14 protein-coding genes and 1 pseudogene are annotated in these 13,587 nt (G+C 65.4%); 5 read left to right on the top strand and 10 right to left on the bottom strand.

From position 1 onward, the window contains the following. Positions 1 to 85: 85 nt before the first annotated feature. The 4 genes from ilvC to P0Y41_RS00060 form a co-directional block, all read right to left on the bottom strand. Entirely contained in the window at positions 86 to 1,159 is a 1,074-nt protein-coding gene (gene ilvC / locus P0Y41_RS00075) for a ketol-acid reductoisomerase (RefSeq protein WP_284061976.1), read from the bottom strand. 49 nt (positions 1,160 to 1,208) lie between these two features. Next, positions 1,209 to 1,850: an acetolactate synthase small subunit gene (gene ilvN, locus P0Y41_RS00070; protein ID WP_284063431.1), complete on the bottom strand. Its 642-nt coding sequence runs from the start codon at positions 1,848 to 1,850 to the stop codon at positions 1,209 to 1,211. Positions 1,851 to 1,995: 145 nt separating this feature from the next. Continuing rightward, entirely contained in the window at positions 1,996 to 3,855 is a 1,860-nt protein-coding gene (gene ilvB, locus P0Y41_RS00065) for a biosynthetic-type acetolactate synthase large subunit (RefSeq protein ID WP_284062057.1), read from the bottom strand. A 281-nt stretch (positions 3,856 to 4,136) separates the two neighbouring features. Next, positions 4,137 to 5,321: a LeuA family protein gene (locus P0Y41_RS00060; protein WP_284063427.1), complete on the bottom strand. Its 1,185-nt coding sequence runs from the start codon at positions 5,319 to 5,321 to the stop codon at positions 4,137 to 4,139. Between the two features lie 347 nt (positions 5,322 to 5,668). Between P0Y41_RS00060 and P0Y41_RS00055 the strand changes: the two genes are divergently transcribed. After that, the gene (locus tag P0Y41_RS00055) at positions 5,669 to 5,959 is read left to right on the top strand and encodes a DUF5779 family protein (RefSeq protein WP_284061973.1); all 291 of its coding nucleotides are present in this window, start codon (positions 5,669 to 5,671) and stop codon (positions 5,957 to 5,959) included. Positions 5,960 to 6,115: 156 nt separating this feature from the next. Here the strand turns inward: P0Y41_RS00055 and P0Y41_RS00050 are convergent, their stop codons facing one another. From P0Y41_RS00050 to P0Y41_RS00040, 3 genes are all read right to left on the bottom strand, one after another. Continuing rightward, positions 6,116 to 6,502, bottom strand: a complete 387-nt coding sequence (locus tag P0Y41_RS00050) for a PIN domain-containing protein (protein ID WP_284061972.1) — start codon at positions 6,500 to 6,502, stop codon at positions 6,116 to 6,118. Then, entirely contained in the window at positions 6,499 to 6,744 is a 246-nt protein-coding gene (locus tag P0Y41_RS00045; protein WP_284061971.1) for an AbrB/MazE/SpoVT family DNA-binding domain-containing protein, read from the bottom strand. The genes P0Y41_RS00050 and P0Y41_RS00045 overlap by 4 nt, the downstream gene beginning before the upstream one ends. A 544-nt stretch (positions 6,745 to 7,288) precedes the next feature. After that, positions 7,289 to 8,257, bottom strand: coding sequence for an SDR family NAD(P)-dependent oxidoreductase (locus P0Y41_RS00040; protein ID WP_284062056.1), 969 nt, complete (start codon positions 8,255 to 8,257; stop codon positions 7,289 to 7,291). 318 nt (positions 8,258 to 8,575) lie between these two features. Between P0Y41_RS00040 and P0Y41_RS00035 the strand changes: the two genes are divergently transcribed. After that, the gene (locus P0Y41_RS00035; protein ID WP_284061969.1) at positions 8,576 to 9,109 is read left to right on the top strand and encodes a hypothetical protein; all 534 of its coding nucleotides are present in this window, start codon (positions 8,576 to 8,578) and stop codon (positions 9,107 to 9,109) included. A 503-nt stretch (positions 9,110 to 9,612) separates the two neighbouring features. Here P0Y41_RS00035 and P0Y41_RS00030 read toward each other — a convergent pair. Further along, complete coding sequence (locus tag P0Y41_RS00030) at positions 9,613 to 10,380, bottom strand: VOC family protein (protein WP_284061968.1); 768 nt, start codon at positions 10,378 to 10,380, stop codon at positions 9,613 to 9,615. 58 nt (positions 10,381 to 10,438) lie between these two features. Between P0Y41_RS00030 and P0Y41_RS00025 the strand changes: the two genes are divergently transcribed. Both P0Y41_RS00025 and P0Y41_RS00020 read left to right on the top strand, forming a co-directional pair. Then, on the top strand, positions 10,439 to 11,119 hold the full coding sequence (locus tag P0Y41_RS00025) for a hypothetical protein (protein ID WP_284062055.1): 681 nt from the start codon (positions 10,439 to 10,441) through the stop codon (positions 11,117 to 11,119). A 10-nt stretch (positions 11,120 to 11,129) separates the two neighbouring features. After that, entirely contained in the window at positions 11,130 to 11,648 is a 519-nt protein-coding gene (locus P0Y41_RS00020) for a JAB/MPN domain protein-containing protein (protein ID WP_284062054.1), read from the top strand. A 29-nt stretch (positions 11,649 to 11,677) separates the two neighbouring features. On the opposite strand, the gene P0Y41_RS00015 is transcribed toward P0Y41_RS00020, so the two are convergent. Continuing rightward, positions 11,678 to 11,887: a ribbon-helix-helix domain-containing protein gene (locus P0Y41_RS00015; RefSeq protein WP_284061966.1), complete on the bottom strand. Its 210-nt coding sequence runs from the start codon at positions 11,885 to 11,887 to the stop codon at positions 11,678 to 11,680. 141 nt (positions 11,888 to 12,028) lie between these two features. Here P0Y41_RS00015 and P0Y41_RS00010 point away from each other — a divergent pair, with 141 nt between their 5' ends. After that, the gene (locus tag P0Y41_RS00010) at positions 12,029 to 12,355 is read left to right on the top strand and encodes a hypothetical protein (RefSeq protein WP_284061965.1); all 327 of its coding nucleotides are present in this window, start codon (positions 12,029 to 12,031) and stop codon (positions 12,353 to 12,355) included. A gap of 654 nt (positions 12,356 to 13,009) precedes the next feature. Here P0Y41_RS00010 and P0Y41_RS00005 read toward each other — a convergent pair. Continuing rightward, positions 13,010 to 13,585: pseudogene (locus tag P0Y41_RS00005) on the bottom strand (S-layer glycoprotein N-glycosyltransferase AglJ); the annotation flags it as partial. Positions 13,586 to 13,587: the final 2 nt, after the last annotated feature.

Here is a 13,587-nt window from a genome sequence, read left to right as displayed (position 1 = left end):
GCTGGCGCGCGCGAATCCGCGCGACCACACGTCGTTCGCTTCGGGATACGGCGCGGTGTGATCCACGTCGGCGACGGTGCGCTCCTCAGTCATCGGCGCGTACCTCGGCCTGGCCGGGTTCCTCGCCTTCGCCGTCCTCGGCGGCCTCGTCGGCGTCCCACGCGAACAGCGAGCGGAGGTCCTCGCCCACGTCCTCGATGTCGTGGTTCTTCTCGGCCTCGCGAAGCTGCGTGTAGGAGGGTCGGCCGGCCTGGTTCTCGGCGATCCACTCGCGCGCGAAGGTGCCGTCCTGCACCGCCTCCAGCACCCCCTCCATGTTCTCGCGGGCGTGCTCGTCGACGACCTCGTCGCCCTTGACGAGTCCGCCGTACTCCGCGGTGTCGGAGACGGAGTCCCACATCTCGCCGAGCCCGCCCTCGTACATCAGGTCGACGATGAGCTTCAGTTCGTTCAGGCACTCGAAGTACGCCATCTCGCGGGAGTAGCCCGCGTCGACGAGCGTCTCGTACCCCTGCTTCACGAGCGAGGTGACGCCGCCGCACAGCACCGCCTGCTCGCCGAAGAGGTCCGTCTCGGTCTCCTCTCGGAACGTCGTCTCGACGACCCCCGCGCGGGTACAGCCGATCGCGTGAGCGTACGCAAGGCCCTCCTCGCGCGCCTCGCCGGTGGCGTCCTGATAGACGGCGAGCAGTCCCGGGGTGCCCTCGCCGGCCTCGTAGTTGCGGCGCACGAGGTGGCCCGGCGACTTGGGCGCGACCATGGTCACGTCGACGCCGTCCTTCGGCACGATCTGGTTGTAGTGGATGTTGAAGCCGTGCGCGAACTGGAGCGTGTCGCCCTCCTCGATCCCCGGCTCGATCTCCTCGTACACGGTCGGTTGGACCGTATCGGGGACGAGCACGGAGACGATGTCCGCCTCGGCGGCGGCGTCAGCGGGCGTCTCCACGCGCAGCCCGTCGCCCTCGGCGGCCGCGCGCGAGGAGGAGTCCTCCCGCAGGCCGACGATCACGTCGACGCCGGAGTCGTGGAGGTTCTGCGCGTGGGCGTGGCCCTGGCTGCCGTAGCCGAGCACGGCCACGGTCTTGTCGTCGATCGCCGAGCGGTCGGCGTCCTCGTCGTAGTATACGTCTGTGTCCAAGGTGGAATCGGAGTCTGTCATCGGTGTGTAGTGTGCGGTGTGGTGTGATTTGGCTGTCGATGCGGCGCGGTCAGTCGTCGTAGTTCGTGAACTCGTCGTCGTCCGTCTCGCCCGCCGAGTGCCCCGGCTCCTCGCCGGGCGTCGTCGGGGAGTCCCCTCGCTCCAGGGCCGTCTGGCCGGTCCGGGCGATCTCGATGATGCCGAACTGGTCGAACGCGTCGATCGCGTCGTCGATCGTGTTCTCGTCGCCGGTGATCTGCACGGTGATGGTACGCGGGCCGGCGTCGAGGGTCTGCCCGTCGTACATCGAGGTGATCGCGTGCACCTTGTCGGGCTCCTCGCCGCGGACCTTCAGCAACACCAGTTCGGCGGCGACGGCGTCGCCGCTCAGCTCGCCGACCGCGATGACCGGCGTGAGCTTCGCGAGCTGCTTTTTCGCCTGCTCGATCCCCGCCTCGGTCTCCTCGACGACGAGGGTGATCCGCGAGTGGCCCTCGACGGTCGTCGGGCCGACCGTCAGGCTCTCGATGTTGAACTGCCGGCGGCGGAACAGCCCCGCGGCGCGCGCGAGGACGCCCGGTTCGTCCTCGACGAGCGCGGAAACGGTCGCGCGTCGCGTCGGCTCCGGACCGTGGTCCGGCTCCTTGCGGACGCCGTGTTCGTCTCGGCGACCCGTCGGGTGTGGCCGCTCGTCGGGAGTCGGTCCCGCCAGCCCCGTCTCGGGGCGTCGCCGCCGGCGGGACGTGCGTGCTCGGCCACCGGCGACTCGGCCGGGTGGTCGGTGCCGCCGTCGGTGGTAGGCGCTCCGGCCGATCGCTCAGTCTCCTCCTCGGATCGGTCGCCCTCGGTACGCTCGCTCATAGCTGGTCCTCCGCGAGCGCGAACTGGCCGTTCGCGGCGCCGCTGGCGACCATCGGATAGACGTTCTCCTCGGGGTCGATGTGGGCGTCGACGACCGAGGGGCCGTCGTACGCCAGCGCCTCCTCGACGACGCCCTCCACGTCGTCGTACTCGTCGATGCGGAAGCCCTTCGCCCCGAACGCCTCCGCGAGCGTGTCGAACTCCGGCATCCAGTCGTACTGGGAGGCCATGTGGTTGCCCTCGAAGAAGGCGTCCTGCCACTGGCGAACCATCCCGATGTACTCGTTGTTGAGCACGACGATCGTGACGTCGAGGTTCTCCCGGACGGCGACGGAGAGCTCCTGGATCGTCATCAGGAACGATCCGTCGCCCTCGAAGCTGATCACCTGCCGGTCGTCGTCGGCGGCGACGCGCGCGCCGATGGCCGCGGGCAGCCCGTACCCCATCGTCCCCAGCCCGTGCGAGGAGACGAAGGTCCGCGGCTCGCGGTACGTCCAGTACTGGGCCGCCCACATCTGGTGTTGGCCGACGCCGGTGGTGACGTACGCGTCGTCGTCCATGGCGGCGTCGAACGCCTCGACGACGAACTGCGGTTTCACCGGCTCGTCGGGGTCGATGGCGTAGTCCATCGGGTACTGCTCGCGCCACGCGGCGCACTGCTCGCGCCACGCCGCGGTGTCGGGCGCGTCCGCGTAGCCGATGGCGGCGTCGAGCTGGTCGAGCACCGTCGCCGCGTCGCCGATGACCGGGTAGTCGGCGTGGACGTTCTTCGAGATCTCGGCGGGGTCGATGTCGACGTGGACGACCTCCGCCTCGGGCGCGAACGTGTCGACGCCACCGGTGAGGCGGTCGTCGAACCGCGTTCCGACCGCGATCAGGCAGTCCGTGTGGGTGATCGCCATGTTGGCGTAGCCGGTGCCGTGCATCCCCGCCCACGAGAGACACAGGTCCTCATCCTCGGGGAACGATCCGATGCCGGGCATCGTCGTCACGACCGGGATCCCGAACTCGCGGGCGAACGCCCGCGCCTCCTCGGTCGCGTCGCCTTTGATCACGCCGCCGCCGAACAGGCAGAGGGGACGCTCGGCGCGCTGGATCGCGCTCGCGGCCTCCTCGACCTGCCGGTCGTCGGCCTCGGCGTCGGGGATCGCTCGGTCGGGCGCCGCCGGTTCGCCGACCGGGCGGTCGGTCTCACCGAACGTGACGTCTTTCGGGAGGTCGACCAGGGTCGGCCCCGGACGACCAGTCCCCGCGAGCGCGAACGCCTCGCCGACAGTTCGGCCCACGTCGTCGGAGTCGCTGGCGAAGTAGTTGTGCTTCGTGATCGGCGCAGTCACGCCGACCGTGTCGGTCTCCTGGAACGCGTCGGAGCCGACCATGTCCGAGGGGACCTGTCCCGTCAGCGCGAGCATCGCGTCCGAGTCCATCGACGCGTCGGCGATGCCGGTGACGAGGTTCGTCGCGCCCGGTCCCGAGGTGGCCATGCAGACGCCGGGGTCGCCGCGGACGATGCCGTAGGCGTCGGCCGCGTGGACTGCTCCCTCGTGAGCCATTGTCACGTGGTGGATCGACGACGCCGAGAGCGCGTCGTAGACGGGCATGATCGCCCCGCCCTGCACGCCGAAGGCCGTCTCGACGCCGGCGGCTTCAAGGGCGGCGATAACCGCGTTCGCCCCCGTCCCCGGAGACCTCGTGGCTGCCTCCGCTCGCGCCGCGGCGGCGTCGGCGGTGGGCTCGTCGGTCGGTTCGGCGTCCGCCTCGTCGGGTCGCTCCGCTCGGTCGGTTCGCCCCCGCCGTCGCCCTCGTCGGGCTCGGCGTCGGGGGTCGCTGGCTCGGTCATCGTCGGTCTCCTCCATCCGTGTGTGTCATTCGTTCGCGGTCGGTGATCGCTGGTCGCTGGTCATCTGGTGTCGATACGCGCGTCGGGGGTGGGTGATGTGGGGGCGCTTACGATACCCGCGGTCCCGGCGAGAAGGGCGACGACACGCTCGGCGGGCGCCGGGCGAACGGCGGCCGTCGTGGAACGGGTCGTCATCTCGCACATGGCTACCGGTCGGATCCGTATAACCGTGGCGCGGGTGGCAACGATTGCGGCGCCTCCTGCCCGCTCGTGGGCGGGGAGAGCGCACCGCCGCCCTCAGATCCGAGCCTCCCGCTCGCGCTCCTCTTCGCCGTCGTCCTCCATCTCGGCGACGCCCTCCTCGCGGGCGAACTGGCGAACGTCGGACATGGTGACGCGGCCCTCGGCGCCGGCGTCTTTCACCCGGCGGGTGATGGTGCGCACCTGCGACTCCGTCGGGTCGAACCCGGCGTCGGTCAGTCGTTGGCGGACCGAGTGGGTGCCGGTGTGTTTGCCCATCACCAGCTCGCGGGTCGCGCCGACCATCTCCGGGGTCATGACCCCCGGCTCGAACGTGTCGCTGTTCTCGATGACGCCGGCGGCGTGGATGCCGGACTCGTGGCTGAAGGCGTTGCGCCCGACCACGGGCTTGTTCGGCGGCACCTCGATGTCGCTGGCCTGCTCGACCATCCGCGACACTTCGGTGATCCGGGTCGTGTCGATGCCGGTGTCGGCGTCGTACAGCGACTCGGCGGCCATGACGACCTCCTCGAGGGCGGCGTTGCCCGCGCGCTCGCCGATGCCGTTGACCGACACCTGCATCTGGTGGGCGCCAGCCTCGACGCCGGCCAGCGCGTTCGCGCCCGCCAGCCCGAAGTCGTCGTGGGTGTGGACGTCGATGCCGGCGTCCGTGTGCTCGGCGACGACCTCGATCAGGTCGCCGAAGCGGCGCGGCGTCGCCACGCCGCAGGTGTCGGGGATGTTGATCCAGTCGACGCCGACCTCGTCGACGGCCTCGATGACCTCGACCAGGAACGACTCCTGGGTCCGGGTGGCGTCCATCGGCGAGAACATGACCTCGGCGCCGGACTCCTTGGCCATCTCGACGGCCTCGACCGCCCGCTGTTTCACCTCCTCGCGGGTGGCGTGCATCGAGTCTTCGATCTGCACGTCGCTCGTGGAGACGAAGGTGTGGATCATCCCGACCCCCGAGTCGATGGCGGCCTGAATGTCCTTCTCGACCACGCGGGCGAGCCCGCAGACGGTCGTGTCGGTCGACTCCGCGATGTCTTTGACGGCCTCGAACTCCGCGTCGGAGTTGACCGGGAAGCCCGCCTCGATGACGGACACGCCCAGCTCGTCGAGCGCCGCGGCTATCTCACGTTTCTCCTCGTAGTCGAACGACGTGCGCGGCGACTGCTCGCCGTCGCGGAGCGTCGTGTCGAAGATTCGGACAGAATCGAACTCGTCAGTTGCACTCAGTGTGCCCTGGAAGAACTCGTTCCGCCGGACTGGTTACCGACGAGTCCTGATTATGGGACATCATCCCATGGGAGAGCAGAACTGATTGTAAAGCGTTGTGGTCGGACAGGTCGACGCCGCCGCAGAGATCCATCACGAACGTTCGATCTACCGTAAAATCGAATGACTTCGCCGACTACCCGTTGAATACGATTCTTAGTATTTCCTAATATGCATGATATTGACGGATGCGGGGTGGGCATCATCCGGCCGACCGCGGGTGCGAGGCGATCGCCGGTCCGTCGGGGTCAGACGGGCGTCCGACCGTGGACCGAACCCTTTTGAAAGCACACGCCGTGAGCGGCGATATGACCGATTTCGGGCTCGACCTCCGCGACGCCGAGGAGATGATCGAGTCGGAGGGGACCGTGGGGGACGTGATCTTAGGGGTGCTCGACGGGGAGACCGAACCCGAGCACTGGGTGCGCAACGTGGAGTACGGGAACGTGCTCGTGCTCGCCGTCGAGGGCGATCTGAACGAGCGGGCCGGCGGCTTCGCGCGAGAGGTGAAGGATATGGGCGGGGAATTGACCCACTTCCGAGGCTTCCTCATCGTCTCCCCGCCGGGCGTCGACGTCGACACCGAGAAACTGAGCTGAGCGTCGGCGGGTTCGACCCGGCACGACGTGGCGGGACGGGCGTCGGAGAGTTCCAGCAGCTACCCCGAGAAGCGATCGGTCTCGGCGCCGCAATCGGCACATCGGAGGACGTACTCCTCCACCTCGGGGTTCGCGCTCGATCCGACGCCCTCGGTCTTATTCCTCATCGGTCGGTTCGAGTGGGACTCGCTCTACCTCGATGTCTTCGTAGTCTCTCTCAGAGGAGAGTACGTCCATCCCTCGCGTTTCCGCAGTCGCTGCGTGGAACGCGTCGAACGGTGTCATCCCCTCGTCGTAATAGTTGACTGCTTTCAGAACTACCTGTTTCTCTTTCTCGTCCTGCACTGGAACGAGTTCGAGCAGATTCGCCACGAGCGGTACGTAGTCGAACTCGTAGCGTTCTCGGGCGAGAAGGAGTTCGAGGTAGGAGAACGCCGATGTTTCGACCTCGTATTCCCCGAGTGCTTCCTCAGCGGACCCCTGCAGCCAGTCGGAGTCCTTGGCGAGTGCGAGCAAGAAGTCCGTCTCGACGTACACCGTCATCTATCGGCGTCCTCCTCTCCGGCGTCTGCCATTGCTTCTTCTTCGATGTCTTCTCGAATGTCCTCGACTGGTGCATCACGAAGGTCGCCCGCCGCCTCGCGGACGGCGGCGAGTGGATCGTCTGCGACCGGAATCAACTCGATTCTGTCCTCGTACATCACGAGATGATACTTCTGGCCGTACTTCTCGCGGACCTCTTTCGGGATGTACAGCCGTCCCTGCCCATCGGTCTCTGTTGACATAGAAGCATATAGTCTACCACAGTCAAAGATTCTTACCATCAAATTCTGTTTGGTGGTTCTATATGGCGACTCTATGAGAGCCAGCTATGTACTGCATGCAAACCCCGGGAAAATCGGAAGGGGCCGGTGCATTGGTTGGCTCGCTACAACTTGAAGACTCCCTCATGACACCGATAACCGTCCGACAGAAAAGGATCGAATGACAACGAGAACCGATGATCGAACGCATTTGGCACGGATGGACGACCCCGGAAAACGCGGATGAGTATGAGCGGCTTCTGAGAGAAGAGATAATCCCGAGCTTTGACGACAAAGAAATCGATGGGTATCGTGGGTTTCGATTGTTGCGTCGCTCACGCCCGGAGGAAGTCGAATTCGTCACGATCATGAGGTTCAGATCGATTGAATCGGTGAAGCAATTCGCAGGGGAGGATTACGAGACTGCTCACGTACCTCAGGAGGCGCGTGATGTACTCATAAGATTCGACGATCATGCACAGCACTACGAATTGCGAGAGCAATTAGACTACTGGATTGAGACGACTCACCGGCGCCTCCATGAAAGTGAGACACCAGCGAGACGGTGACATGAAATCTCACCACAACCACGATCAACTCGGTGAATGTCACCAGAACGGAACTCCCCAGAACTATTTACACGCGCACACGTGCTCAGTGGCTGTTCCACACCGATCAGAGTGCGAGAACTTGCCTCGCCATGCGGTGTACCTTCCATGAGTACAGAGGATTTACTCGGTGGGTTCGACGAACTGCTGGGTTCCCTTTCGGACGAGATACGGAACGCGTTTCGAGACGGCGAGGCCGAATTTCGTCTTCCAGTCGGCGTAGATAACCGGCCCCCTCGATTCGATCTTCCCAGTAGCTTGCGGCCGACGGTTTTCGGGTCACTCAGCAGGGATTCCGGATAGCCGAGTTCGGCCGTGGAGCGCGTGTTCGAGAGCGGCGGGTGCATCACTGTACACGTGACATTCTCATGTTGCAGTTCCAGCCGCAGCGATCGCACGAGCGCTTCGATAGCGCCTTTCGTCGATGCATAGCCGGAGAGTCCGGGATGGCCGACGAGGCCTGCCCCGGAACTCACGTTATGGATGAGTCCTTCCCCCCGTTCCCGCATATGCGGCAGGATCGCGTGGATCAGCCGGACATAGCCGAAGTAGTTCACCTCGAACTCCCGTTTTGTGTCGGCGAGCGTCTGGTCCTCGAAGAGGTCGAAGTTGAATATTCCAGCATTGTTGACGAGGATGTCGATCGGTCCCCATTCGCTCACGACCTCCCCGATCGCTGTCTCGACGTCCTCATCTACGGTCACATCACAGTCGATAAAACGCACCAATTCAGGGTGGCTGTTTTGGAGAGGTTCGATGTGCTCTCCGTTGATATCGAGTCCAGCAACTCGGTAGCCGTCCTCGACGAGCGAGGTGAGAAGATGATAGCCGATCCCCTCGTTTGCCCCGGTGATTACGACAGTACGGTGTCGTTTTGTCCAGTCCATAACACAAAAATTCGCGTGTAACACGTATCAACGTCGTGGTTGGGCACTATCACGCGAAATCTGGCCAGATCGTTCCAGAGATCAGTCACCGAGTTGTAGGAACAGTTACGATCAATTCGCAGATTCACTCAGCGGCTGTTCCACTCTAGATTAGACCGTAAGAATCCCCCTCCATATGGCGGGTAGCTTCGCTACGTACAGAGGGTGTAGTCAGCACGGGGTGATCTCGGTCGGGACACGGTTGCGGGATATCGCTCAGTTCACTTACGTTTCGCCGGTTCGACACATTCGAGATGATGGAACCCCAACGGGCGCCGAATGGAGTCTATCGTTGAGACTCTCGAACCCAATGTTCCCTCCCGCGTGAGAACGCGGCTCGGTCCGTTGATCACCCGACTCGGCCGAGCTCTCGGACAGCCCGAGTATCGCCTTCGTGATACCGAATATGTCGGCACCGTTCAACAGCCGCTGGACGAGTTCACAGAAACACTCCGGAAACACGGGTTCGAGTGGGACCCACTGGCGTGGTATCATCAGCCGTCAGTTGGGTCGGAGCCAAACGGGAGCTGGACGTATCGGCGGACCGTGCTGGCCGACAGACAGATCCACGTCATCCTCATCGCCCACTCCCCGGAGTATATCGACGTGTTCGCCCACGAGGAATACAGCTGGCTGCGACACCCGATCAAACACTTCCGGCAGGTCGGAATCAAGCGGAAAGTCGGTCGGAGGAAAATGCGGAACTGGATCGAGAGCCACGGCATAGAAGTCGATGTCAACTCACGTCGCCGGCGACGGGTCACACAGGCGGTAAAAGACCTCTGCACGCATCTCCGGTCAATTATCCGGTAGTGTGGATTCGATCCATATCTTCGAAGAGCATCGGCGAACTACGCCGCACTTGGTGTTCTTCGGAAGTTGCTCTCGGTGGCTTGCTATTCGTCGTCGCCGGGTCACCAAAAGGGGATTTGCGCCGGATATTCAGCATGGCTCTATGAACAACATGTCGAACTGGAAGAGCGTTCAGCGGTAACGGCTAGTTCATCGAGAATCGGGTCCGACCAATAGGGTTCAACAAGGCTTCTCACTCATCGTGAGAAATCCGGCACTTCGGTGAGATTTCACCTCACCCGAGATCTTGCTGCATAGACGAATAGCAACGAGACTGAGACCGCCAGAACTACTGACGCCCGAACAGCGACGCGCCGATCGTCACGTCCAACTCGCGTTTCGCGCGTGTCGGGTTCGGCGTGTTCGCCACGTCCCCGGTCACGAGGTGCCGGTAATCGCCCTCGGCCGGCTCGGTGGGTCCGGCGACGCCGCCTTCGTCGGCGTCGGACCAGACCGGATCTCCGTCACGGCTCCTCCTCTGCCGTGTCCGTACTCTCGTCGTCGGGCAGCAACACGAGGTGGTGGCCGTCCGGGTCGTACAGCTCGACCGACCCATCGGGCGCCTCTTGGACTGTCACCGAAGGGAGGTCGCCGTAGGCGTGCTCCGCGACGGCCGCGGGCTCGCGTACCCGGAACGCCAGGTCGACGTGGACGCCACCACGGGCGCCCGCCAGTCCCAGCTGGGGCTCCCACAGTTCCACGTCGAACTGTCGGTCGGCGCCGGCGGGGCCGCGCATCCGGATCCGTCGCCGCCCGTCGCCGCGGTCGACCGCCGAAAACCCGAGTGCCGACCAGCAGTCGCTCGCGAGGTCGACGTTCGCCACCTCCAGCACCACCTCGAACACGCCGACGAGACCGGTTCCGGTCCCGTCGGGGGCCGTCCCGCCGATCTCCGGGGCGTGGCCGTCGTCGTCCTCGAGATATAGCGAGCGAAAGGTGCCGAAATCAATTTCGGGCGCGTCGGGGAAGCGAGCGCGCCAAGCGGGGTACTCGCGGGCGGGCGTCTCGAACGCGAAGTGCGTGTGGAGGCCGCCGCGCGGGACCGAGTCGGGCCGACGGAGCACGAACTCGGTGCCGCCGACGTCGAAGGCACACTCGGTAGCGGTTCGACGGGTCGGAACTAGACCGAACGTGTCGGCGTACCACGTCGCCGCGCGCCCGAGGTCGGACACCTCCAGCGCGAGCGACGCGAGCGCCGGGCGCGGCTGCGTCGCCGCGGGTCGCGTCGTCATCTCGTCCACCCTTCCGGCGGCACCCCACTTAAGCCCGCGGCGCCCGTTTCGTCTTCCGATGGCGATGAAAGGTTCCGGCGACGCCGACCTCACCGTGATCGACGAGTTCACCGACGGCGTTGGGTGGATCGCCTATCCCGACGAGACGATGGAGCGCGCGAGCCACGCCCTGTCCGTCGACGGTGACGTGTGGGTACTGGATCCGGTGGACGCCGACGGTGTCGACGACCTCCTGGCTGATCTGGAGGGGGAAGTCACCGGGGTAGTGGTCTGTCTCGATCGCCACAAGCGCGACGCGGCGGCGATCGCGACCCGCCACGACGTGCCCGTGTACGTGCCCGATTGGATGACTGGTGTCGCCACGAAGCTCGACGCGCCCGTCGAGCGGTTTGGACGCCAACTCGGCGGGTTGCAGGCGATCACGATCCGCGATTCGTCGATCCCGCCGTGGCAGGAGGTCGGGTTGTACGACGAGGACGGCGGCACGCTGTACGTCCCCGAGTCCGTCGGGGCCTCCTCGTACATGCGCACGGGGGCCGAGACCCTCGGTGTTCACCCGATGCTCCGGCTGTTCCCGCCGCGGCGCGCGCTGTCCGGGCTGGACCCCGAGCGGGTGCTGTGTGGACACGGCGCCGGCGTCATGGAGGACGCCGGACGCGAGCTCGCGGCCGCGCTCGACAGTTCGCGCGGAAACGCGCCGGGACTGTACGCGAAGGCCATCGGGCAGTTCCTCGGGTGAGCGCCCCGTCGTGATCCCCCCAACCGGCGGCGGCCCCGGCGGCGACGGTCCCGCCGACGCGACGACGGACGGATCGGTTGGAATGGACGCCACTCCCAGCCGTGAGGATCCCGCGCCAGTGTACATCACCGCCGACCTGCTCTCGCTGCTGGTCGAACGTGCGGCCGACGCCGACCCCAAAGCCGAGAACGTCGTCCTCGACGCGACGCCCGGAGGCGAGTTGGTCGACAGACCTGCGGATCTGGATCCGTCGACGCCGGTTCTCACGCACTTCTACTTCCCGGCGGCCGCCGGGTCCGTCTCGGCTGTGTTCGGGATGGATCTGGGTCGACCTGCGGGCCGTGCACGCTTTCTCTCGCATCCCGACGGCGACCGCCGGCTCACCGAGGAGGACGACCTCGCGGCCGCGGTGCTGGTGGCGGTGCCGCCGTACGATTCCGAGAACGTGACCGCGTACGACCGCCGGGGGCGTCGGCGGGAACTGGTCGTCGTCGACGCGCACCCGCCTGAGGAGCGGGTCGAGGACTGAGTCGTGATAAGTGAGAGTCGGCTGCGTCCCTACTCTAAATAGCCGAGGTCGCGGAGTTGCTCGGTGATCTCCTCGAACTGTGCCTCCGAGAGCGACCCCTGTTTCTGGTGTTGGATCACGATGCTTCGGAGGAGAAAGCGCACGAGATCGGAGGTCGACGAGAAGCTCGTCCCCTCGAGCGTCTCCTCGACGCGCTCGGCGAGGTCCTTCGGGATGGAGACGGTGGTGTAGTCGGTCATGGCTCGGGGAACGGGCGCGCGACCGATAAGCGCGACGGAGCCGCCGCCGGCGACACGCCGTCTGCGTCGTGCGAGCCACCGACTCCTGCGTCGCGTCCGTGGGCCCGTCCGCTTTAGTCCCCGGGGCGGCAACTCGGCGTAATGGCAGCCAGACCGCCGCAGGGGGACACGAGCGAGCCCGAGTCGATCGAGTTCGGCATCGCGGCGTTGGACGCCCGCCTCGACCGAGCGGGCGTGCGGTTCCCGGCGACGACCGAGGAGCTGATCGCGTCGATGCGGAACACGAGCGTCCCCTACGACGCCGCGGGAAACACGCTCGATCTGGCGGAGGTGCTCCGCGAGCTCCCGGAGGAACGGTTCGAGACCGAGCGCGACCTGCTCAATCGTCTCCATCCGATCTTCGAGGACCGGCGGCGCAGCGGCGCGGGGTCACTGCTCGGGCGGGTTCGCGCACTCTTACCGTTCTGACCATATCCGATCAGGTCCGGTTTCCATCATCCGAGTGTCTACTCCGAACGGTCGAACACTATCGGCCGGCCCTCTTGTCCCGAATCGGACTCGCTCGCTCCTGTTGTCCGAAAGGGGGTATCGAAGCCACACCGGACGTCCGGCGGCGTTCACAGCAGCGATGGACCTCCGGAAAGAGTCGTATCAATAGACGAGTGGCAGACTGTGGGTGCCTGCGGCCGAGGTGATCAGCGTGTAGCCGCAAGCAGTGCCTCGAAGAAGCGCTGCCGGGGGACATCATCACAGCACAGGAGCGGTCACACCTGGTCGCAGTCTACGGGTTTTCATCAGCACCGTTGGGAGTCCTGTATCGAGTGAGTTGTCGTGTCATCCCGTATTTTCTTGCTCCGCGCGGTATCGGCCGATAGACGCCATGTAGTGAGCGATCGTGGCCGACGATCGTACCCGAACCGAGAACGCCACAATCACCCACACACTTGTTCAAACGCCTGTTACCGGGGAGCTGAATCGATTGTGAAGGTACGCTGACCGCGGTAGAGGTTCCTTCGACGTTGCTCGAACCTGCGCTTCTGTGATTCTGAGCGAGGGGGGCTACCCTCGGGCAACAGTCTACTCGTCCTCCGGATCTAGTGAGGCAGCACTACACAGGAGAGGCTATTGCTCGGGGGGGCCCACACATCCCTCGTCTTTCGTAGGTGTCACCCCTTTTTCGGTGGCTTCCTCGCTACTCGTGTCCGCTCCGGCCGGCATCTCCCGTTCGAGCGCCTCGACTCGGTCGAGTGTCTCGCCGTGGAGCGTGACAAGCAGGTCCGAGAGCACGCCGAAGATGAGCAGTTGCACGCCGAGGATGACCCCGACGCCCGCGACGATCGCGAGGACGTTGTGGGAGATCCCGTTTGCGAACCAGTCATAGGCGACGTACGCGGCGACGAGTCCGCCCGCGAGCCCGGAGGCCACGCCCGCGCTCCCGAAGTAGAACAGCGGGTTCGAGGTCTTCGCCTGCCGGTAGATCGCCATCAGGATGATCCCCCCGTCGCGCACCGGGTGGAGGTTCGTGTTCGAGCCGTCCGGACGCGGGAGGTACGTGATCGGGACGACGGTCGTGCGGACGCCGTGGCGCGCGCACTCGACGGCCAGTTCCGTCTCGATACCGAAGCCGTCCGCCGAGAGGCGGAGGCGCTTGAAAGAGTCGACGGTGAAGGCGCGGTATCCCGAGAGGATATCGCCGAAGT

Source organism: Halobaculum halobium (genome assembly GCF_030127145.1).
Classification (GTDB): Archaea; Halobacteriota; Halobacteria; order Halobacteriales; family Haloferacaceae; genus Halobaculum; species Halobaculum halobium.
The sequence above is the reverse complement of the archived record's forward strand: the minus strand, read 5'-3'. Positions and strand labels throughout refer to the sequence as shown.

Bases quoted from the DNA above. Each gene is read 5' to 3' on its own strand.
- ilvC (WP_284061976.1), bottom strand. From the start codon at position 1,159: ATGACAGACTCCGATTCCACCTTGGACACAGACGTATACTACGACGAG.
- ilvB (WP_284062057.1), bottom strand. From the start codon at position 3,855: ATGGAGGAGACCGACGATGACCGAGCCAGCGACCCCCGACGCCGAGCC.
- P0Y41_RS00055 (WP_284061973.1), top strand. From the start codon at position 5,669: ATGACCGATTTCGGGCTCGACCTCCGCGACGCCGAGGAGATGATCGAG.
- P0Y41_RS00050 (WP_284061972.1), bottom strand. From the start codon at position 6,502: ATGACGGTGTACGTCGAGACGGACTTCTTGCTCGCACTCGCCAAGGAC.
- P0Y41_RS00045 (WP_284061971.1), bottom strand. From the start codon at position 6,744: ATGTCAACAGAGACCGATGGGCAGGGACGGCTGTACATCCCGAAAGAG.
- P0Y41_RS00040 (WP_284062056.1), bottom strand. From the start codon at position 8,257: ATGGACTGGACAAAACGACACCGTACTGTCGTAATCACCGGGGCAAAC.
- P0Y41_RS00035 (WP_284061969.1), top strand. From the start codon at position 8,576: ATGGAGTCTATCGTTGAGACTCTCGAACCCAATGTTCCCTCCCGCGTG.
- P0Y41_RS00030 (WP_284061968.1), bottom strand. From the start codon at position 10,380: ATGACGACGCGACCCGCGGCGACGCAGCCGCGCCCGGCGCTCGCGTCG.
- P0Y41_RS00025 (WP_284062055.1), top strand. From the start codon at position 10,439: ATGGCGATGAAAGGTTCCGGCGACGCCGACCTCACCGTGATCGACGAG.
- P0Y41_RS00015 (WP_284061966.1), bottom strand. From the start codon at position 11,887: ATGACCGACTACACCACCGTCTCCATCCCGAAGGACCTCGCCGAGCGC.
- P0Y41_RS00010 (WP_284061965.1), top strand. From the start codon at position 12,029: ATGGCAGCCAGACCGCCGCAGGGGGACACGAGCGAGCCCGAGTCGATC.